This window comes from Pseudolactococcus yaeyamensis (assembly GCF_054658615.1).
The window spans coordinates 22156-43064 of record NZ_BAAGGP010000016.1 but is presented as its reverse complement, the minus strand read 5'-3'; the positions used below and the strand labels follow the sequence as shown (position 1 = coordinate 43064).

The following is a 20909-nucleotide window of genomic DNA, read 5'->3' as shown; positions in this document are numbered from 1 at the left end:
AACAGATGATACCTCAAGTTCTTGATAAATTTTATCAAGCAATTGCCAACCATAATTTTTTAAAGGATTACCAATTTTTTTATTAAGGTCAAGTTTCAGATTGATTGATTCCTTGGCAACACTATAACGCCCTTCTTTGAGGGCTTTTTTTAAATGAATCAAAAAATTGGGGTCATCTTGTTCTAAGATGTTCAATTTTCCTAGAGATTCAATTGTCCGATGTCTGACTTTATCGCCGTCACGATAACCTTCAACGATTGTCACGTATTGTGTGCCTTCACGATTTTTAGTTACTTTTACAAATGCCATATTTATATTATATCAAAACCAACCGTCTACAACAAGTGTGAAGTTGTAAAAAACTATCATATCCCTTGATATAATAGCTTTTGGGGGTGTATTTTTTAGTTTTAACTGTCAAACTCGGGATTTTATCATATTTCCAACCATTTCGCTAGATTTTCAACTATTCCTTGAATTTAGAGAATAATTAATTCTTTTGGTGCCTGAGTTAAGACTTCGACACCTTGATTTGTAATGAGCAAATCGTCTTCAATCCTGACACCACCGATATTTTCAACATAAATGCCCGGTTCATTTGTGATGACCATATTTTCAACTAAACGGGCTTGAGATATTTTGGGAAAATAGGGCAATTCATGGACATCAAGCCCTAGACCGTGACCGATCCCATGTGAAAAGGCTGAACCATAACCCGCCGCCTCGATGACCTCACGCGCCGCACGATCATAGTCGCCATAAGTCAAACCAGGCGCACTAATATCGGTTACAGCTTGTTGCGCTTGTTGCACGACATGATAAATTTCTTGCATTTTCGGACTCACCTCACCGACAAAGAAAGTCCGTGTCATATCACTAGCATAATGCTCATAATAGCAACCAAAATCAACAGTCACGGTATCGCCAAACTCAATTGGCTTATGCGTTGCACGACCATGTGGCAAAGCACTGCGCTTGCCCGAGGCGACAATGGTATCAAAACTGATCCCTGAAGCACCTAAATCACGCATTTTAAAGTCTAGGAAGTTGGCAATCTCGATTTCCGTCTTACCCGGCTCTACAAACTTCAGCAAATCGTTAAAAGCTTGATCTGAAATGGCACAGGCTTTTTTAATCGTTGCGATTTCGCTTGGACTTTTGATTTGTCTTTGAATTTCGATAAAGTTGCTCGTTGCTTGGAGCGTCAGACCTGCTAACTGAGTTTGCATGGCTTGAAACTCGGCATAAGTCACACCGTCTTCAAAGCCAACTTGCGTTACCGCCTCTTTTTTCAGCAACTTGGCAATTTCAACGAAGGTTTCCCGTGTTTCAACAATCTCAAAATCCACTGCAGCCTCGCGCGCCGCAATACTGTAGCGCGAATCCGTTAATAAATACTGGGCTTTTGCTGTCATCAAAATCGTGCCAGCCGTTCCCCAGAATCCATTCAAATAGTAGATATTTTTCAAATTTGTGATAATCATCGCACCCAAATTTTCTGCTTGCATGCGTGTTCTAACGTCTGATAGTCTCGTCATCATAGTCTTCCTTTCTGCGAGGTCATTTGTGAGCTATACCCACTCAAAAGCTTCTTGCTTACTTAATACTTTGATTATCTTGGAGCAATAGCGCTAACATGACAAAAGCGATGTTGGAACTATGCGAGTAAGCAGTGTATCTTGGCTCCCAAGATGTCACATATTTTTTCTTGTAGTTGCGTAGGCCTTCGAAATTGTAAAGCGAATCCCCAAACTGATAAATCAAATTGGCAATTCTTTCTGAGACGAAAGCACTGCGAGCTGTCCCGACATTGGCAAGCGGTGTCATTCCCAAATCGAATTTGGCGATACCTTCTGCTTGGAAATGCTCAAAAAGTTTGATGAAAAGGAAGTCCATCACACCTTTTGGTGCGGTTTTACTATGGCGCATCAAATCAATGGTCACGAAATCCTGCGTGTAAGTCGGCATGATATTAGCAAAGGCAACGATTTCCTCCTCTGAGCGCACAATGGCAATCGGTGCTTTCGAGAGATAAGTCTCATCAAAATAGCCTAGTGAAAAGCCTTTCTCACGTCTGCCGTCCAACCACTCATCAGAAATTTCTTTCAGTCTAGAAAAGAGTTCTGGTGTCAAGTCGTCTTGCGCAATCATTTCCAACTCAAAACCAGCTTTTTCAACTTGATTGACCGCTTGGCGTTTGCTTTTATTTTTCGAACCTGTCAGGGTAAAATCAGTCAAACTCACATGACCTTCCTCACCTTGCTTAATAAAGTGATAGCCTAATTCATGTAAAATCAAGGTTGTCTTTTTATCAATTTCATAAAAGACAGGTCGATAACCTAAGCGGTCGGATTCTCTGATAAAGGCTGTCAAAGCTTCTAACAAACAAGTATGGTCTCCTGACGGTGTCCCCATAACTAAAACCTTGTCCTGACGAATTGCAAATTGAATGACGAGACGGTTGTCATAGACCCACATCCGCTTATCTCCCATAAAAAGAAGCTGACTTTGGGTGTTACCACCATAGGTCGTCAAAATATCGAGGGCGACTGTTTCATCCAATTCTGTTCCAATCTTTTGGAACTTGCCTTGTAAATAGCGCACATAAAGCAACCAAACTGCTGCGACAACAAAGATGGCAATCATACCGCTCGCCCACATTTTTTCTGATGGGAAAAGGAGAAATTCATTAACTTTATGATGGAGATGATAAGTTGGACGAGAGATGGTACCGACAACGATGTAAAGTACCATGAGAATAATAACGAAGAAACTGTCAAAAATAATCGTCTCATAGCTTAAAACTAGTTGCTCGCGGTATAATTCACTTTTAATAAAAATGGTCAGCAATAATAATACCGTTAATAAGACAATAGAATACCAAGAAAAGTCATCTAAGAAGATGTAAACAACGGTTAATAATTCAATCACAAGTGTCGGAATATAAGCGCGAGAGACACGATTTTTAACGGCACGACTCGTAATAATGAGCAGAAAGCCGAGAATGATTTTGGGCGACTCAGCGATTAAGTTCGCATTCCAAGGCGAGATTTGGCGTAACCATCGCAGCTCTAGGAAGGCTTCAGGGACTGTCGCTGTCAAAACAAGAAAGCCACCGGTCACTGCTGTCATAAATGTCACGACTTTGTGCAGCATCTCGCGGCTCAGATTTATTGGAATCCCGCTAAAGCGGGCATCAAATTGGCGTCCTGTCGTCATGAGCCAAGAAATAAGGCCAAGTGCAAGCGGCAAGAGATAATAAGCTAGGCGATAGAGCAAGAGCCAGACGAGGACAATTTCTCGTGCTACGCCGAGATGTAGTAACCCTAGCATCATCATGATGTCAAAAGAGCCGAGGGCACCCGGAATCATGGAGAGAATACCGATGACTGAGCTGGCGGTAATCAGGACGATGAGGCTAGCAACTGAAATTTTGACATCTAAGACGTGTCCGCTGACAATGAAGGTCAGCATGACACCGCTCCACTCAAAGAAACTGGTCAGTAGCAACTCTGCTTGGAGGCGTTTTTTGAGACCGCCTAGATTTTTTCGGGTAAAAAGGAGAACAAGAATAAAATAGACGGCTGCACCGATAAGCCAGAGGGTATATTGACCTAGAAATTCGTCAACCTGTCCCGTCTGAACAAGGATAAAGCCGATAAGTCCGTAAATTGAAAGGCCTGAGAGGGCAAAGAAAAAGACTTTTGAAATGTTGGCAAGGAGTTTTTCCTTAACATTTTTACCGTAGTAATGACTGCGCAAACCGACAGAAACAGCGCCACCAAAACCTGCGATATTATTGATTGTGTTGATTAGCCAAGACATTCTAATCAGCTTAGGCAGTGGATAATTGGTGCCGACGAGTTGATTGAGCACACGATCATAGTTGAGCATAGGCACCACACTAATTAAGCCAGTGAAGATGACCAGCACGACATCAAATAAATTAAGCCGATCAAAAATCAGGCTAATTTTATCAGGTTGGACTTGTTTGAGCAGACCAATGATTTGGGTCAGCGCAATAAAAGCCACTGCCATCACAAAAATGAGCTTGAAATACTTTTGATTTTTCTTTAAAAACTGAATCATTCCGGTCTCTTTCTACTTTTAGGAATTAAGGATTGGGATGAGCGTTTAAGGTTTCAGATTTAGGATGTTCCTTGTAAAAATTTGGTAACAACGGCATTAAATGTTTTAGGACGAGATTGGGAAACTTTATGGAAAGCATCTGGAATCTCTATAAACTGCCCATGACAAGCTTTAGCAATTTTTCGAGACGATGATAGCTTAATCAAATCATATTGACCGACAACCACGAGGACTGGCATTTTAAATTTTTTGAGATCAGCCGTTGTCACGCCGACATCTTTAACGAGTAACTCCGAAACCGGTGTGTTAAAGAAAATATTTTGCAAAATAGAGGTCAGCCTGGGAAAAAAACGCAAATCTGACAATGATAAATTCCCTGAATTTAAAATTAATTTGTCAACTCGATCAGGATGTTTTTTGGCAAAAACCATGGCGAGATTAGCACCATCAGAAAAACCTAAAATATCAGCTTTCTGTATGTCGAGTTGATCCATAACCTCTAAGACATCCTGCGCCATCAATTCAAAATTTAATTGCTGTGAACTGCTAGATTTGCCATGATTTCTAGAATCAATGGCTATCGTGTCAAAGGGCAAATCCATCTGTGGTTTGAAGTATCGAGCGCTCTGACCATTGCCATGCAGCAAAATCAGCGGTGTTCCTGTTTCTTTTCGAATATAGTGTATTTTTTCGCCATCATGGGTCTTGATATAACCTGATGTCACGCTATCGGCTTTAACTTGTGTTGCCATCAGACTTACTCCTAGTATTAAAAGTGCGACTAACCGTTTCATATCTCTATTTTACACCTTTTTGCTGAAAATGTGACAGATTGACTTGTAAGCATCGCGCTGTCTATCAACACATTAAATGAGTACTATGTAAACTTAAAATAACGTTTTCTTATCTTTATTATACCATAAATATGCCTTATCTTATATCCTACTAGCCCCAAAAAATCATCGTATCGCCTTGATTGTTGCTGTAAAGGAACAGTCAAATACGGTACAATTTTCTCGCCTTTGAGGTTTTCAAGTGATGAGTTTGACTGCCATATGCTCTCCTTTTGCGATTGGAGAGGCTGATTCACAATCCAAAATATCATGCTTTAGTTCTTTTAACAAAAGCATGGACAAAAGACCTCACTAGATATAGAAAAAAGCCCGTAGGTATGGGCTTTTTTCTATTATAAAAGGCGGTAGACGGATTTGAACCGACGATCAAGCTTTTGCAGAGCCGTGCCTTACCACTTGGCTATACCGCCACAACCATTCCATTATATAATAGAATGATAGGTTTTGTCAAGATAATTTGGAGAGTATTTCTAGCGTTTAGTTGGTAATTGTTAATTCGTTACCGACTTTTTGAACGCCTTCTGGCATGGACCAATCTGGATTATCTGTCGTTGACGCTAAGTAGGTCATCATTTCACGATAGACGTCAAGGGCTAGGTAGAGTTTAGTTCCCCAGACTGGTGTCATCCGATTATCATAACCTGACCACACCGCCATTGAATAATGAGGGGTATAGCCGACAAAGTTTTCATCTGGTGCAAGTGAGCTACCGTCGTAATAGCCATCCAGATTTTCAAAAGCTTGATCATACTGGGTATCATCATAGTTTGATGTCCCTGTTTTGCCAGCTTGATTAAGACCTGGAATAATCCCATTGGTCATCGTACCATTTGTAATAACACCTTTGAGAATGTCAGTCATGACATAAGCTGTCGATGCTTTCATTGCCCGTGTTCGCTCAGGTTTCATGTTCGTTTCTCTACCTTCTGCATCAACGATTTTATTAACATAGTAAGGTTTGGTGTAGATTCCGCCTGCACTAAAGGCAGCATAAGCAGCCGCCATCTTTTCTGAACTTGCCCCCCAGTCACTACCTTGTCCGTCATTATAACTCGAAATGGCATTTGAATATGCCATATTCGGATATTTTATTCCCAAAGTTTCAAGAAAGGCTTGTGATTTATCAAGTCCAACAGCAGCTAAGGTTTTGACTGCTGGGATATTTCTCGACCCCCACACTGCGCTACGCACCGTGATATTGCCTTGGTAGAGCTTATCCCAGTCATAGACTGGAATATTGGTGCCTGGATAAACATACCAAGTATCGCCAATAATATCTCCCGTTGATTTATAGATGCCATATTCAAAAGCAGGTGCGTAATCTGTTGGCGGCTTCATAGTTGAGCCCCAATCTCGATTTGTCTCGACGGCTTGGTTCAGACCAAAAGTGACATCTGTTGGCTGTTTACGACCACCGAGCTGCGCAATGACAGCACCAGAATTGACATCAATGATTGTCGAAGCAACTTGAAAAAGGTCATCTGGGAAAGCCACATATTGATCCGTGTTAAAGATATCCCAAAGTCTTTGTTGGGCTGCATTATCTAACGGTGTATAAATTTCAAGACCAGCTTTATTAACATCCAGACCAGTTTTAGCTTCTACTTCTAAAATAACTTGTTTGATGTAGTTATCAAGGTAGCTTGGAATCGCTTTGCTAGTTGGTGGTGCTTGTAAACCTTCAGTGATAGGTTCTGCCAGAGCTTGTTCCATCTGCTTCTTAGAAATTTTTTTGTAGCGGTACATGGTGCGTAATACCATATCTCGACGTTCTTTTGCTGCTTCCGGATGAGCATAAGGATCGTAGGAATTAGGGGCCTGTGGCATGCCAGCAAGCAACGCAATCTGTGCCAAATCCAGAGACTTGAGGTCTTTACCAAAATAACTTTTCGCCGCAGTCAACATTCCATAGTAACCATTACCCAAGTAGGTTTTGTTAATGTAGTAGGTGATGATTTCTTCTTTGGTGTTTTGGCGCTCAAGATTTACCGCCATCCAAGCTTCTTGCGCTTTACGCCTAATCGTTGCATCTTTGATCTTGGTCGAGAAGAAAGAGAGCTTAATCAGTTGCTGGGTCAAGGTAGATCCTCCCTGCATGCTGTCGTTTTGCGTGTTATGAATGACCGAGGAAATTATCCGAATCGGGTCAACACCACGGTGCTGAAAGAAACGGTGATCTTCAATCGAAGTTATTGCATCCACCAGTTCCAAGGGGATATCCTTAGTATCAGCCAATTCACGCTTCTCGATGCCTAAATCAACCAAGACTTGACCACCTTTGTCATAAATAACCGATGAAGGTTTAGACTGTAACTTAGATTCTTCCAATTTGGGCGCATCTTTAGCATAATAAACAAAAAGACCAACACCGGCAGCAAACCCGAGAATAATGAGCATGAAAACTGAGATGAGACACCATTTGATGGCTCTTATGATGCGTAGATTCATTTTTCGCTTACTTTTTCGTAGATTAGAAATGTGAGTCACCTCCTAAAATTTCTTGAATACAGTCGAGATAAGGAATGCTTGGTAATTGATTGGTTGAGAGTTCATAACCCTTTGCTTCGATATAGGTTAGAGCCATTGATTTTTGACCGACTTTTTCTTTGAAAAATGGAATCAAATCGCTTGCTTTAAGCAAAAAAGTCCTTGAAAGCGTTGAAAAATGAAGCAAAACAAAGGCGATGCCTTTTTGACCTAAGACATTTTCCATATGCACGATTTGATGCTCGTGAAAGTTTTTGAGTGGAAAACTTGTTTTATTTTGTGTTTCCTTAGCCTCAAAATCAAGATAATGCCCTTGGTAGACACCCGAATAGTCAGTAGTTGAGGCCTGACGAAAATAGGCTTCTGTAATTTTAGCTCGGCTCCGCTGTGGGTAATCAACTTTAACAATTTGAATAGGTGTTGGTTTCTTATGAATGACTGCCAGCTCATGCATCAAATAGTACTCATTTGTGGCATTGATTTCAGCTTCAAAATTCATCCCACGCTTGCCAAATTTAACCGTTTTGGGTTGCTTGATTTGTTTTTTTCGTGCAATCGCTACACCACCAGGATATTTGACCATGATTTCCCCCTCTAATACATCAACACTAACTGCTGTCGTTTCGTTAGCTTTGACCTCTTGGTGACTAGCACAAGAGACATTTCTTACACACTTTTAATAAAATACAGTTATTATTAGTTTACAGTATTATAGCAAAATATACAAGCATATTGCGTACAAAGCGTTAATTCTAGCATTTTAGCTCAATTATGCTACTGACTTTATAACAGACTACAACACTGTCTGCACACAACAAAAAAATGACAAATTTCGCTATCAACGTAGGATTGCGTTATAATGTATAATGAATCATCGTACAATTTAGAAACGGATATGTTCAAAACATGAAAACATTACTCATCGTCGGCTATAACGCCTTTGACTTAGGCATTTTTGCCGAAAAAGATATGAAATTGACTGTGATTAAGAGAGCGATTCGCAAAAATTTAGAATCTTTTGCTGCAGATGGTCTAGAATGGTTGATTTTTGGTGGCAATTTAGGCTTTGAATACTGGGTACTTGAAGTGGCTGATGAGATGAAAGAAGATTACAATTTTAAATTTGCGACCATTTTCCCTTTTAAAACACATGGTCAAAATTGGAACGAGGGTAACCAAGCCAAATTGGCCTTGTTTAAGCAAGGTGACTTTGTTCAATATGCCTACGATGACTATCAAAACGCTGGTCAATTTCGAGAGTATCATCACTTTTTAATCAGCAATGCTAATGGTGCATTTGTATTTTACGATGAAGAAAATGAAACCAAGTTGAAGTATTTGGTCGCGCAATTAAATCAAGCAGACAATTTCCCCGTCCGCATGTTACGTTTTGATACCTTGCAAGATATTGCTGATGAAATGGCCGATGAGATAAATCAGGAATAATTGATTATTTAAAACTGTAGATTCAGTCAATTTTTCTGTTTTAACTGACTATTTACCACTTCTATCAGTTCTTCGCTCCTCCTTTTAAACATGGAGACTAAACCATCTATTTACAAATAGAAGTACCGACCCCTGCCCTACTTTTCTTAATCCCTACACGCTTTCTAGTCTTTTTCATCCCTTATAAATCCAGTTTTGATAGTTCGAGCCTACAGCAAAATACATTAAAATGTGTTAAAATAAATTCACTATTAAATTTAAAATACGTTTACCAATAGCATACCTATTACCACAAGAAAGAGGTGACATATTTGCGAAAAATTTTAATTTATCTCGGAAGTTTGTTGACAGCATTTTTCTTGAGCTACGCTATCATTACTTATCTGATTATGCCAATTCTCTCTCACTATCAGCGGCTTGCTAGAGTAATTGGACGCTTTGACTATACAGCTCTAAGTTTGATTCTTTTACTAACGATTAGCTTGTGGCTCTTTTGGGTGCAATGTTGGTTGAAACGTTTTTCTGTCATCTATCTCTATTTCGCTTACAGTTTGTACTTGCTATTACTGTTCACAGTTCTTTTTACCAAATCCTCCAACTATCAAGCAATGTCATTAAATCCTTTTGATTTCATAAAAGACGACACTAGAACGATAGAAGAAGCCGTGTTAAATATTATCTACTTTATTCCCCTAGGGGGGCTTTACGGTATCAATACTGATTTTAAACAGTTCAGCCTTATTAGTTTGTCAACACTTTTAGGGATTGAAACCATTCAATTCATCTTTTATCTGGGCACATTTGCCATTAGTGATATTCTCTTGAATTTTGGAGGTTGTATCGTTGGCTATTATTGTTGTCAGAAAATTAAAAGGCAACTGAACTGAAGTTTACATAACTAGAATGCAATAAAACGGCTAGATTTTCTAACCGTTTTACTTTACATCAAAATTTCATCATACATATCAGCAGATGGCAAGTCTAGCTCAGCTAGTAAACAAGTAACGAAAAACTGGACTATCAATTTTCATGAAATAAATCACGTGTATAAACTTTGTCCTTAACATCAGCTATTTCTTCTTCCATACGATTGGTGACAATGATATCACTTAGAGATTTAAACTCCACTAAATCGGTCACAATACGTGAGTTAAAAAAGGTCGTTTCTTTAAGGCTAGGCTCATAAATGATGACCTCAACTCCTTTAGCTTTCAAGCGTTTCATAATCCCTTGAATCGAGCTATGTCTGAAATTGTCTGAGTTAGCTTTCATTGTTAGGCGGTGAATGCCGACCACTTTCGGATGATGTGCTAAAATCTGATCCGCAATGAAATCTTTGCGTGTTGTGTTCGCATCAACAATTGCTGAGATTAAATTTTCTGGGACTTCATCAAAATTCGCCCGTAATTGCTTGGTATCTTTCGGGAGACAATAACCACCATAACCAAAGGAAGGGTTATTATAATGCGATCCAATACGTGGATCCAAGCCGACACCCTCGATGATTTGACGACTGTTCAACCCACGAGCGGCCGCATAAGTATCCAGTTCATTGAAATAAGCCACACGTAGCGCTAAATAGGTGTTGCTGAAGAGCTTGATAGACTCTGCCTCAGTGTCATTTGTCAGCAAGACTGGCACCTGCTCATCAAGCGCTCCCCGCAAGAACATATCCGCAATTGCCTGTCCACGAGCGGAATTTTCCCCTACAATAATTCGAGATGGGTGCAAATTGTCATATAAGGCTTTGCCCTCGCGCAAAAATTCAGGTGAGAAAATAATCTGCTCTGTTTTATATTTTTTCTTGACTGACTCAGTATAGCCCACTGGAATCGTTGATTTGATGATGAAGGTCGCACTAGGTTTGACCGCCAAGGCACGTTCAATAACGTTTTCAACTGTCGAAACATCAAAGAAATTTTTCTTTTCATTATAGTCCGTCGGCGTCGCAATGATCAAATAATCCGCATGATTAACTGCTTTTTCAAAATCAGTCGTAAACGCAACCTTTGATTTGCCATTCGACAAGAAATCAATGATTTCGTTGTCCTCTAATGGTGATATTTGCTTGTTTAATAGATCTATTTTTTCTTCTACAATGTCATAGGCCATCACTTCCTCATGTTGACCCAGTAATAATGCGTTTGCTAGACCGACGTAGCCTAGACCGAATATTGAAATCTTCATCGTTTTCTCCTTAGATTACAAGTCAATGCTTTACTTTAACTCATCTTCCTATTTTCTTCGTAATCACTTCATTTCTAGCTAAAACTATCGAATTTTCTGGAACATCTTCAGCCACAACTACTCCTGCGCCGATGATAGCATTATCACCAATAGTAATCCCTCCAACAATTGTTGCGCCAGAATATACGACAACATTGTCCCCTATCGTAGGATATAAAGTCAATTCATTTTGAGGATTATCCATGCTCTCCCGCAAAATGTCCCTGCTTTTGACACCAAATGTTGTGTTGTGATAAATGATTACATTCCGACCAAATTTAACCCCTGAACCAATTACAATATTTTGAGGGTGAGGAAAAATTGGCATGGCAGAAAAGTCACTATTTTTGCCAACTATTATTCCAAATTGTTTAAATAATTTATTTCGGTAATATTTGGCAATTAATTCACTTTTATTCTTTGTGCGTTTTAAATACGTTTCAACTAATCGTTCGCTTCTAAAAAAATAATCAATCATGAACATAATTTTTCACACCTTTCACAATTTTATGTACAGTTGACTTCACCAATGTTCTATTGTAGTAGAGTATTGCCATCGAAAGAATGATAAATAGCATGACATCTAACCAAATTAATCTTTGAATAACAAGAACTGATACGACACAGTAAGTTAATACTAATACAGCTAACATTTTGATGTTCACTGAATAGTTTTCAATCTTCCTTCCCATGTAATATCTAGAAATTAATAAGGATAGAGCTCCTAGCATATATGATATTGCAACGCCTAAAACGCCCAAACTCAAAACAAGGATAAATGAAAACACAACATTTACTAAACCAGCTATAAACGAAGTTAAAAAGATTTTGCCCGTCTGACCAAAGACATTAAAAATATTACCCACATTCGTTGACATATTCATAAAAATTGTTGCTAACACCACGATTGGGACAAAATTCAAAGAATCTGAAAAATCTTGATTTGAAATGAAAGCATAACCAATTCCTATAATTGGAATAATAACCAAGCTCGCTTGTAACATTAATGAAAAAATATGATTGATATTTTTCTGGAACCTTTTGATAAAATCATCATCCTTAAATGTAAGAATTGCGTCTTCAATTGCCGCCATCGCAATCACCGAGCCAAACATCGCTAATATCCCCGCAAATTTCAAGCCAAATGCAAATGTGCCATTTGCTGCGGTACCTAATTTCCAATTAATAAAAAATCTTGAATATCCATTTAAGAACCAGACAAACACGAGATTGAAAATTAACGGGGCAGAATAGCCTAGCAACCCTTTAAGTATAGACAAACTGAACAATTTGATTGAAACATGCTGCCATATCTTTATTCTCATCCCCATGAATAATATAGAGAAAATTTGAGTCAAAAAACAAGAAAGTAACAAACCAATTAATCCTAGTTTCATAAGTACTACGAACAAGACAATTAATAAGATGTTCACCACAGAAGAATAAATCCCAGACTGCATATAGATGATATTCATTTTCAAACTTCTTGTCATGTATTGAAAAATGGAGACTAACGGTGTCAGCACAATCATTAACACATAGAGGAACCATTCTTTCCCAACAGAAACGATAGTTGAACTATACACTAACGATAATATAAGTGTCGAAACTAACAAAAGAATAATCGAAAATAGAAGTGTTGTCGATAAGATGTCATCAACTTGTTCCTTCTCATCTGAAATGGCAAAACGAAGCAGCCCTTCCCAGATAGCTAAAACCAAAATTGGGGACAAAAATTGCGCAATTGTAATTTGAAAATCATATTGGCCGACTTCTGACGCAGTCAAATATATCGCATAAATTGGAATAATCAATGTTCCTATCATTTTTGATCCAAAATTTCCGATAAAATATATGAGTGTCTTTTTCCCTATTGACTGATTAGTCGTATTGTTTACCATTTTTATTTCCCCGAGTTAATTTGATATGCGATGCCTTGTAAAAAAATAAAATTAAAACCCAACCCATCATGACATTTATTCGTGCTGGCATCCACTCAAAGAGTAAAAAGACCAGAATGACGAGTGAGTAGCTATACAATGATAAACTTAACAGCGAAGGAGATTTTGCATAAAGTTTTGCCGAATAGTGCATGGCGGTAGAAATTACAAAGGGATAAATAACTAACCCCAATTTACCAAAATCTCTCAATGCTGCATATACTGTTGTACAATTATTATTCATATGAATTGTAGGTGATATATAGACAAAATTTGAAGTGACAGCATTCATTTGAGCTAGTGGTATAGAAAAGTCAGTATGAAAGATTTTGTTTGCAAGAACTGAAAAAATACTTGAAAAACCAGACACAATATATTGACCGTTGAATAGTGTATGTAATCTAGAAAAATCAGCATTTTCTATGTAAAAATTTAACAAATTAATAGGTGCAAAAAAATAGACATATAGCATTTGAAGTAGACCCAACCCACTCAGCGTTCTTTGAGATGAGATAAATCCAACAAAGAAACCTGAAATGATACCTACAAAAACTAATTTTTTGTGCCTTGTTATTAATCTAATTATTTTCCCTCTTACTGAAAGGACAACTGCGAATAAGGCTACTAAAACCGTCGTGACAAATTGCCACCTTCCAGCAAAAATTATTGTAAACATAAGGGAATTAATAAAACTAAGAACTAACAGAAAGAGACTACTCCTTCTTTGTCGTGAACCATACAATAGACTAATAACTGAAAATAATACACCAACAATTATAATTGGATTTACTAACCATTGCAGTATCATCATATTGCCAAAGCTTGAATCATCTGAAAAGTAAAGTTTTCTTACACCATCAAAACCAAAATTTAACACCAATTTAAGTGAGGTCGGAAACTTTTGTAAAAGCAATAAAAATGAAAAAAATTCCGAGAATAATAGAAGATTCAAACTCCCTATTGAAGTTGACTTGAATTCTATCGGCTTACGAAAAAGCACTCTATCTTTAACCAATAGAATCATTGAAAATATATTTACCATCACTATAAAAGTTATGATAGATACATTGGTTTGAAAAGAAGGAGCAATTATATCTAATGGCTGTATACTGCTTAGACCAAGCATTAATAACCACAGCGTATTAAAGATATTCATATAATTAAAAGAAGTTGTAAATAAATTAGTATATATCACTCCTAATAATAAAATTGCACACAAACATATCAATAAAATCAATTCGTTCCTCCTTCAATTTGAATGTTGTGGTTAATCAAGTCATTCAAATCGACGTACTTATCATAATACACAGTATCATTAACTATTTCAGGTGCACCTTCATATTTTTTATAGAGTACTGCTGAATCTAAAGATTGAGCGGTATGATCAGAAATAAACATTACTTTCTTAGTTGCTGGAAACATGGCAAACTTTTCCAACTCCAAACGAGTAGCACCATTCATTTCACTAAATTTGAAAATCAAATTTTCAAAATTAATCCTTTGTTTTCGTTCATTCCATTTATATAGCGCTTCCTCTGGGGATTTATAATGTAAAAAAACAATCTCTATATCATCGATCCGACCTATCGGAACATCAGTCTGTCCCTTTTTCTTCAATTCATTAAAATGTAAGCTCTCTTGAGGTGAAATAATCATTAAATCATCTGAAATGTATTGATGTAAATTGTTTATGAATTTTAGATAATCCTCTGGGAAAAGGTATAAACCAATTGTTGGCGACAGATAGGGTAAGTTATAGTGTCGATACACACTACCACCCCAACAATTATTACTGATAATGCTGAAATTTTTATCTAAAATCTTTTTCTGACGATTCTTCCAGAACAGTTTATTCTTAATAATCGTTTTTTTTACAATAATCTTATCAATTATTTTCACGTTAAACTCCATTTCTCAAAAGCCTCAGTCCATTGAGAACTAATTTTATCTTCTGAAAATTGATTGAGCGCTTCTCGTAAAGATTTCGCATCAGCTAGTGCCGTTTTTTCATCACTTGCAATTTCCGCCATCATAGATGCAATACCATTCACATCTCCTCGTTGAGACAAATGTCTTTCTGGAAGAGATTCTAGTAAGAGTCTTGCGCCACCAGGTGAACAATCTGTAGCCACTACTGGCATACCAATAGACAAGGCTTCTATCAACGTATTAGGGATTCCTTCAAAATCAGATGTCATAACAAACATCTCACCAGTCAATAAAGCTTCAATGGGATTTGAAGTATAGCCCTTCAAGTTGACACAATGTTTTAAGCGGTATTGTAGAAGTAGTTCATCTAATCTTTTTTCATCCTTTTCAGAACCAGTACCATAGATATCTAATACATAATCAGGGAATTTCTTGTGAAAAATGACAAATGCTTCAAGCAATACATCAAGCCGTTTTTGAAAAAAATCAAGCCTCCCTATTGAGATAATTTTTTTTGTTTTACGATTCGTCCAAAATTTTTCCGTCTTTGTTTTTACTGGGTTAAATATGACCTCAGACTTATCTTGTAATCTCTTGCTGAAAAATGATTTTGCTGCTTCTGTCTGAAATATGCAACCATCCGCAAAGTTATACAAAAATCTTCTCACAACATCATTTTTCCCACGAGAATAGTTTGGATCGACTCTCTCAGAAATAATATATTTATACTTATAAAATCGACGAAATAATAGGCCTAGATAAAAAGAATGGTCTCCGAAATTCAAAACAAAATCCGGTTTTTCTTTCTTGATGAACTTTCGATATTTTTTAATAAGAGAGATGTTCTCACACAACTTTCTTTTCCTAGTGGCTGTCCTTTCTTCAAAATCAAAGTCTATAAACATTTCTTCTGATATACCAAGACCTCGAAAATCAACACTACTACAAAAGGTTAAGAATTTAACATCATGCCCCTTTTCCATCATTTTGTTAGCGACCCAAACTAGCATCTGTGTCGCACCACCATAATGGCCATGGTCTATGATACATACCAGTTTCAATAGTTTAACCTCCTGACCCATTCTCTAAAATTCAATCAAGCTCCTCATTTCTCAACATTAGGATGACTTCTTTGCTGCATAATATCCCTTATACCACTTAACGAAATTACCAATCCCTTCATCAAGTGATGTATCTGGTCTAAAATCAATTTCCGCCACCAAGTCATCAACATCTGCATAGGTGGCGACAACGTCGCCTGGTTGCATGTCCATAAATTTCTTCTTTGCTGTTACCCCGAGGTGTTTCTCAATTGTTTCAATAAATTCAAGTAAGGTTACAGGCGAATGATTTCCGATATTGTATATTTTGTATGGTGCCCACGATGTTGATGCTGAGCCCGTTTCCTCATCCCATTCAGAATTTACAGCAGGCGCTTTGGTTAATAAACGTGAAATGCCTTCAACAATATCTTTTATATACGTAAAATCACGCATCATTTTCCCTTGATTAAATACTTTGATTTCCTGACCCGAAAGAATTGATTTCGTAAAACCAAAATATGCCATATCAGGACGTCCCATTTCACCATAAACCGTAAAAAAACGAAGTCCTGTCGTTGGTATATTATAAAGATGACTATAGGTATGAGCCATCAATTCATTTGATTTTTTGGTCGCAGCATAAAAACTGACCGGATGATCTACGTTATCGTTAGTTGAGAATGGCATTTTTTTATTGCCACCATAAACAGATGACGATGAAGCATAGAGTAAATGTTTAACAGGATGATGACGACAAGCTTCCAAAATATTAAGAAAGCCATGTAAATTAGAGTCTAAATAAGCATAGGGATTTTCTATTGAGTAACGAACACCTGCCTGCGCCGCAAGGTTAATGACAACATCAAATTTTTCAGATTGGAACAAGTCATCAATAGCCTTTTTGTCAACTAAATCTATCTTATGAAACACAAAGTTTTTAATTGGCTCTAATAAAGCCAAACGATCTTTTTTCAATTGAACATCGTAATAGTCATTCAGGTTATCAATCCCAACCACAGTATCTGCTACATTTTCCGATAATTTTTTGGTCAAATGATAGCCAATAAACCCCGCAGCGCCAGTAATCAAAATTTTCATATGTGACCTTCTCCCTTTTCAAACTCACTTTACATCCTAAAATTTATCCTTAACAATACTTATTGGTATGAAGATACAAGTATTCTTCATCAGTTTAATCAGATGTTTGATTTTCAAAATAGCCCCCATTTTATTTCGTCAATTAAACATCATTTCTTTCAAATTACTATAAAATTGCTTCCTTTTTTCCTGCAATAAACTCGCTTCAAACTTCAGGGATTTAGCATAATTACGATCCCCAATCTCAATCAATTTATTCCAATCAGAAAAAACTTTTTCAATTTTATCAGCATATAATTGTGGCTCAAAATCATGAATCATCAGCTCATCTTGTACTAACTCAGGAATGCCATCAACATCACTTGCAATTACTGGAAGACCTTTAGCCATCGCTTCAATAATTACGCGCGGCAAACCTTCTGACTGTGATGGTAAAACAAATAAGTGCGCTGCCTCAAGTACTTTGCCAATCTCATTTTTATCTGACATGCCCCCTAAAAAGTCAACCTGATTAATAATAGATAATTTTGTTGCAAGTGCTTCAAATGCCGCTTTCTTTTCACCATCGCCAACCAATTGAAGTCTGACAGGAATACCTTTTTTGACTAAAATACTCACAGCCTCAATCAAGATATCTTGACCTTTCCTGTAACTATCCATAAAGCCAACATGGACTATAACAAATTCTTTAGGATTATCCTGCCATACTTTCGGTTTAAAAAACTCTTTTCTCAAATTGATACTTGAATAAGAAGTTGTAAAATATTGATCTGAAATAACTTCGCTGGCTCTAGGAGGATATTGTTCCTGTAATTTCCACTCCGTAACATATGAAACACCATTTGCAGTATAACACAAACGTTTCCCTTCTCGGTCAAAAAAAGAATTTACACTTTCCCAAATCTTCCCCTCTTTTTCAAAAAATTTATTAGCAGCCATCATAAATTCTGCACCAAAGACAGCTTTTTTTGAAACGAATCTATAAAGCAACAATGAAAGTGGGGAAGGCGCTCTCAAAATAACAACATCATGCCCCTTCTGTGCCTTCTTAAAACTTAGAATAATTTGTGGTGCTTTTTTAGCTAAGGCAACCGCTCCCTGAACATCTGGAATTTCTACAAATTTGATTCCTTTTTTAGTAATTTTGTTATAAGTTGCAGGCACTATTTTTTTTTCTGATGATGTTCTAGCAAATATCGTCACTTCATCAAATACATTGAGATACCGTTCTAAATAGTCATCGTTGACAACTCTCTTTGACCAATAATTACCATCTTCATCTCGAACGAAATGCTCTTCCAAAACTACCAATAACTTACTCATTTTAACCAATCTTATGTCCAATAAATTTTGCTGCATTCCTTACAAGCGACTTAGGAAGCATATGTAATTTTCCTTTTTTTATTAAAAAAATCACTTCTCCAATTGCCAACTTCATGCCATTGCTATTTGTTTTGCCATATCTGCTGACTAATTCTTGATTTTCTTTATAAAATCTACCAATTAATTTATAACGTTTATATTCATCTGATATTTTAAAATTGTGAGTATGATAGACTTTTGCTGTAGCAGAATAACCTATTTTGTAACCGTTCTGAATAAGCTTATCCGCTATTAACATGTCTTCTGACATATTAACTGTATCACCGAAATAACCTAAAGCAGCTATAATTCTTAAATTGTAGATTGAAAAAGCATCCGAGATAAATACAGTTTTTATTCCTTTTTCCGAAATTGCAGTCTTATCCCAAACTTCAGATTTTTCAGGATAGTTGAAACTTCTAGCATAATACTCAAATAGATTACCTTTAACTAAGTCAACTTCTTGTTTTCCAAAAACCGCACCAATTTCTTGTTCACTACTTATTAACTCTAGGAGATTTTTGATTGCATTTTTTTGCAAGTAAACATCTTGAGTCATAAATAAACCATAATCGAAGCCTTCATCAACCGCTTTAGCTGCCATTCTACTTCTGGTACCACTATGCGAAAATTCTTCTTGTGGAATAATCATGATATCAGCATCGTATCGCTTTGCAATAGCAACCGTCTTATCCGTTGAGGATGAATCTACAATCTGTATTTTGTCTTCTGAACTAATTTGTGAAGAAATCAAAGATAGAACTTCTTCAATATCATTTTCTGCATTATAAGTTGGCAGCATCACAACTAATCTTGCCATCCACACACTCCTAATTTCAATTTAACAGCCTCGCCTCAATGTGCGCCCACCCGCATCAAAACAATCACAACTGTTTTCAGCAAGATATAAGCATCAAAAGCTAAACTACTGTTTTCTACATAATGCAATTCAAGATGACATCGCTCAGGATAATTGACATTGCTTCTCCCTGAAACTTGCCACCATCCTGTAATACCTGGTTTAACACTTAAAAATTTGTATAGTTCTTCACCGTATTCAATGATTTCCCTATCTGGTAACGGACGCGGGCCGACCAACGACATATGCCCTAAACAAACATTTATCAGTTGTGGCAATTCATCCAGACTTGTTTTTCTTAATAAGCCACCGACTTTTGTAACTCTAGGGTCCTCATGTGTCTCGAATTTATAACCATTTGTCTTGAATTTTTCAAATAGTGTTCTATCTTTCATCAAAATTGTTTCTGCATCTTGACACATAGTTCTAAATTTATACATTTTGAACTTCTTGCCCGCTTTACCATTTCTGGTATGTGCGAAAAATATTGGTGCTTTAGGTTCAGAGCACTTCATAATCAACGTAATCATCACAAATACAGGTAACAAAACGATTAAACCGATGAAGCTTACAATAAAATCAATGAGTCGTTTCATCAAAACATAACCAATTTTTGATTTATGATTGGATAGTTGTGGATATGTCATGACATCTATAATATTCTTTTTAGTTGACGGCATTCTATTTCCTCCTACCTTTTACCAACTATTTTTCACACGTACTAATGCGTCAGTTTCAATCGCTGTTTCTCAGATAATACTGCTGATAGTATACCTAATATTAGCAATCCAGCACCGATATAAATAAACATCCATAAAAAGCTACGAATATAGGTTGTCAAGAACTCATACATCGCTTGATTCCGAATATTGATATAATGAAAGACATCTTTGATTAGTAGGTAACTCGGGACAACCATCCCCATCAAGCCAGCACCAATAAAGCTATGAGATACAAAACGAAGTAAACGATGTTTATAGCCACGTAATGTTGCTAACAGAAATATTGCTATTAAGCCACTTATCAAGCCAGTCAAAAAAATAATACTTGTCAATACTGACTTATAATTCATCAATTTTTGACCAAATTGTACTAGGTAGGGCAATTTAACATACCCCTTAAAAATTTCAACGCTCTTACTAGCTAAGGCTTCCACAGACGCTTTGGAATGAATTGGGACTTGCTTTTCATCAGCATAAGTCATTATTTTGTTATTTATATCTTTTTTTAATTCATCCGATCCTGAAAATTCATAGGTGATACCTGGTTTATAGATAGCTTTAAAATAATTATTCACATTATTTTCAACAATTTGTACAGAAACAATATTTTCTAAAACTTCTTTTGGCACATTGCTCCCTAGACTGAAGCCACTAATATCTTTATTAATGCTAGTGGTTAATTTTTGGTAATAATCCGTCTTTTTAGCAATCTTTTCCATGTGTTTCTCATTAAATAAAGTAAGCCTAATGCTCAAAAGAATCAGAAATGCGAACAAGAAAATCGTCATAACGAAGGATATGATTAAACGTGCTATCGTCTGAACAGGTCTATTGCGCTCAATCATTTTCCCTTG

Annotated in this window: 18 protein-coding genes, 1 tRNA gene and 1 pseudogene; 2 read left to right on the top strand and 18 right to left on the bottom strand. The window is 36.9% G+C overall.

The genetic code is table 11. From position 1 onward, the window contains the following. The 7 genes and pseudogenes from ACYQ21_RS04955 to recU form a co-directional block, all read right to left on the bottom strand. Window positions 1-309: pseudogene (locus ACYQ21_RS04955) on the bottom strand (hypothetical protein); the annotation flags it as partial. Window positions 310-479: 170 nt separating this feature from the next. Then, window positions 480-1541, bottom strand: a complete 1062-nt coding sequence (locus ACYQ21_RS04950; RefSeq protein WP_460055891.1) for a M24 family metallopeptidase — start codon at window positions 1539-1541, stop codon at window positions 480-482. 55 nt (window positions 1542-1596) lie between these two features. Then, on the bottom strand, window positions 1597-4089 hold the full coding sequence (gene mprF, locus ACYQ21_RS04945; protein ID WP_460055889.1) for a bifunctional lysylphosphatidylglycerol flippase/synthetase MprF: 2493 nt from the start codon (window positions 4087-4089) through the stop codon (window positions 1597-1599). A gap of 59 nt (window positions 4090-4148) precedes the next feature. Further along, window positions 4149-4841 carry an alpha/beta fold hydrolase gene (locus ACYQ21_RS04940; RefSeq protein WP_460055887.1) on the bottom strand — a complete coding sequence of 231 codons (693 nt, stop codon included), beginning with the start codon at window positions 4839-4841 and terminating at the stop codon, window positions 4149-4151. Window positions 4842-5282: 441 nt separating this feature from the next. Then, window positions 5283-5353 (bottom strand) — tRNA-Cys (locus ACYQ21_RS04935). 67 nt (window positions 5354-5420) lie between these two features. After that, window positions 5421-7391 carry a PBP1A family penicillin-binding protein gene (locus ACYQ21_RS04930; RefSeq protein WP_460055885.1) on the bottom strand — a complete coding sequence of 657 codons (1971 nt, stop codon included), beginning with the start codon at window positions 7389-7391 and terminating at the stop codon, window positions 5421-5423. A gap of 22 nt (window positions 7392-7413) precedes the next feature. Beyond that, the gene (recU, locus tag ACYQ21_RS04925) at window positions 7414-8013 is read right to left on the bottom strand and encodes a Holliday junction resolvase RecU (RefSeq protein WP_460055883.1); all 600 of its coding nucleotides are present in this window, start codon (window positions 8011-8013) and stop codon (window positions 7414-7416) included. Window positions 8014-8336: 323 nt separating this feature from the next. On the opposite strand from recU, the gene ACYQ21_RS04920 reads away from it, so the two are divergent. Together ACYQ21_RS04920 and ACYQ21_RS04915 are read left to right on the top strand one after the other, a co-directional pair. Continuing rightward, window positions 8337-8876 (top strand): SLOG family protein, encoded by a 540-nt coding sequence (locus ACYQ21_RS04920; protein ID WP_460055881.1) that lies wholly within the window; start codon window positions 8337-8339, stop codon window positions 8874-8876. A gap of 311 nt (window positions 8877-9187) precedes the next feature. After that, complete coding sequence (locus ACYQ21_RS04915) at window positions 9188-9763, top strand: VanZ family protein (protein ID WP_460055879.1); 576 nt, start codon at window positions 9188-9190, stop codon at window positions 9761-9763. 133 nt (window positions 9764-9896) lie between these two features. On the opposite strand, the gene ACYQ21_RS04910 is transcribed toward ACYQ21_RS04915, so the two are convergent. From ACYQ21_RS04910 to ACYQ21_RS04860, 11 genes are all read right to left on the bottom strand, one after another. Beyond that, window positions 9897-11063 carry a nucleotide sugar dehydrogenase gene (locus ACYQ21_RS04910; RefSeq protein ID WP_460055877.1) on the bottom strand — a complete coding sequence of 389 codons (1167 nt, stop codon included), beginning with the start codon at window positions 11061-11063 and terminating at the stop codon, window positions 9897-9899. A gap of 40 nt (window positions 11064-11103) precedes the next feature. Further along, on the bottom strand, window positions 11104-11580 hold the full coding sequence (locus tag ACYQ21_RS04905) for an LbetaH domain-containing protein (protein ID WP_460055875.1): 477 nt from the start codon (window positions 11578-11580) through the stop codon (window positions 11104-11106). Beyond that, the gene (locus ACYQ21_RS04900; protein WP_460055873.1) at window positions 11573-13003 is read right to left on the bottom strand and encodes a lipopolysaccharide biosynthesis protein; all 1431 of its coding nucleotides are present in this window, start codon (window positions 13001-13003) and stop codon (window positions 11573-11575) included. Before ACYQ21_RS04900 ends, ACYQ21_RS04905 begins: the two co-directional genes overlap by 8 nt. Next, a complete protein-coding gene (locus tag ACYQ21_RS04895) occupies window positions 12984-14279 on the bottom strand; it encodes an O-antigen polymerase (RefSeq protein WP_460055871.1) in 1296 nt (431 codons plus the stop codon). The genes ACYQ21_RS04900 and ACYQ21_RS04895 overlap by 20 nt, the downstream gene beginning before the upstream one ends. Next, a complete protein-coding gene (locus ACYQ21_RS04890; RefSeq protein WP_460055869.1) occupies window positions 14276-14941 on the bottom strand; it encodes a DUF1919 domain-containing protein in 666 nt (221 codons plus the stop codon). The genes ACYQ21_RS04895 and ACYQ21_RS04890 overlap by 4 nt, the downstream gene beginning before the upstream one ends. Then, entirely contained in the window at window positions 14938-16053 is a 1116-nt protein-coding gene (locus tag ACYQ21_RS04885; protein WP_460055867.1) for a glycosyltransferase, read from the bottom strand. Before ACYQ21_RS04885 ends, ACYQ21_RS04890 begins: the two co-directional genes overlap by 4 nt. A 36-nt stretch (window positions 16054-16089) precedes the next feature. Continuing rightward, window positions 16090-17112: an NAD-dependent epimerase gene (locus ACYQ21_RS04880; protein WP_460055864.1), complete on the bottom strand. Its 1023-nt coding sequence runs from the start codon at window positions 17110-17112 to the stop codon at window positions 16090-16092. A 138-nt stretch (window positions 17113-17250) separates the two neighbouring features. After that, the gene (locus ACYQ21_RS04875) at window positions 17251-18435 is read right to left on the bottom strand and encodes a glycosyltransferase (RefSeq protein ID WP_460055861.1); all 1185 of its coding nucleotides are present in this window, start codon (window positions 18433-18435) and stop codon (window positions 17251-17253) included. A 1-nt stretch (window position 18436) separates the two neighbouring features. Continuing rightward, window positions 18437-19294, bottom strand: a complete 858-nt coding sequence (locus tag ACYQ21_RS04870) for a glycosyltransferase (RefSeq protein ID WP_460055859.1) — start codon at window positions 19292-19294, stop codon at window positions 18437-18439. Window positions 19295-19329: 35 nt separating this feature from the next. After that, window positions 19330-20013: a sugar transferase gene (locus tag ACYQ21_RS04865; protein ID WP_460055856.1), complete on the bottom strand. Its 684-nt coding sequence runs from the start codon at window positions 20011-20013 to the stop codon at window positions 19330-19332. A 41-nt stretch (window positions 20014-20054) separates the two neighbouring features. Further along, window positions 20055-20900, bottom strand: coding sequence for a hypothetical protein (locus tag ACYQ21_RS04860; RefSeq protein WP_460055853.1), 846 nt, complete (start codon window positions 20898-20900; stop codon window positions 20055-20057). Between the last annotated feature and the right edge of the window lie 9 nt (window positions 20901-20909).

Excerpts from the sequence above, each read along its gene's own strand:
- recU (WP_460055883.1), bottom strand. The coding sequence starts at position 8,013 with ATGGTCAAATATCCTGGTGGTGTAGCGATTGCACGAAAAAAACAAATC.
- ACYQ21_RS04920 (WP_460055881.1), top strand. The coding sequence starts at position 8,337 with ATGAAAACATTACTCATCGTCGGCTATAACGCCTTTGACTTAGGCATT.
- ACYQ21_RS04910 (WP_460055877.1), bottom strand. The coding sequence starts at position 11,063 with ATGAAGATTTCAATATTCGGTCTAGGCTACGTCGGTCTAGCAAACGCA.
- ACYQ21_RS04870 (WP_460055859.1), bottom strand. The coding sequence starts at position 19,294 with ATGGCAAGATTAGTTGTGATGCTGCCAACTTATAATGCAGAAAATGAT.
- mprF (WP_460055889.1), bottom strand. The coding sequence starts at position 4,089 with ATGATTCAGTTTTTAAAGAAAAATCAAAAGTATTTCAAGCTCATTTTT.
- ACYQ21_RS04880 (WP_460055864.1), bottom strand. The coding sequence starts at position 17,112 with ATGAAAATTTTGATTACTGGCGCTGCGGGGTTTATTGGCTATCATTTG.
- ACYQ21_RS04860 (WP_460055853.1), bottom strand. The coding sequence starts at position 20,900 with ATGATTGAGCGCAATAGACCTGTTCAGACGATAGCACGTTTAATCATA.
- ACYQ21_RS04885 (WP_460055867.1), bottom strand. The coding sequence starts at position 16,053 with ATGGGTCAGGAGGTTAAACTATTGAAACTGGTATGTATCATAGACCAT.
- ACYQ21_RS04905 (WP_460055875.1), bottom strand. The coding sequence starts at position 11,580 with ATGATTGATTATTTTTTTAGAAGCGAACGATTAGTTGAAACGTATTTA.
- ACYQ21_RS04930 (WP_460055885.1), bottom strand. The coding sequence starts at position 7,391 with ATGAATCTACGCATCATAAGAGCCATCAAATGGTGTCTCATCTCAGTT.
- ACYQ21_RS04865 (WP_460055856.1), bottom strand. The coding sequence starts at position 20,013 with ATGCCGTCAACTAAAAAGAATATTATAGATGTCATGACATATCCACAA.
- ACYQ21_RS04900 (WP_460055873.1), bottom strand. The coding sequence starts at position 13,003 with ATGGTAAACAATACGACTAATCAGTCAATAGGGAAAAAGACACTCATA.
- ACYQ21_RS04950 (WP_460055891.1), bottom strand. The coding sequence starts at position 1,541 with ATGATGACGAGACTATCAGACGTTAGAACACGCATGCAAGCAGAAAAT.
- ACYQ21_RS04875 (WP_460055861.1), bottom strand. The coding sequence starts at position 18,435 with ATGAGTAAGTTATTGGTAGTTTTGGAAGAGCATTTCGTTCGAGATGAA.
- ACYQ21_RS04940 (WP_460055887.1), bottom strand. The coding sequence starts at position 4,841 with ATGGCAACACAAGTTAAAGCCGATAGCGTGACATCAGGTTATATCAAG.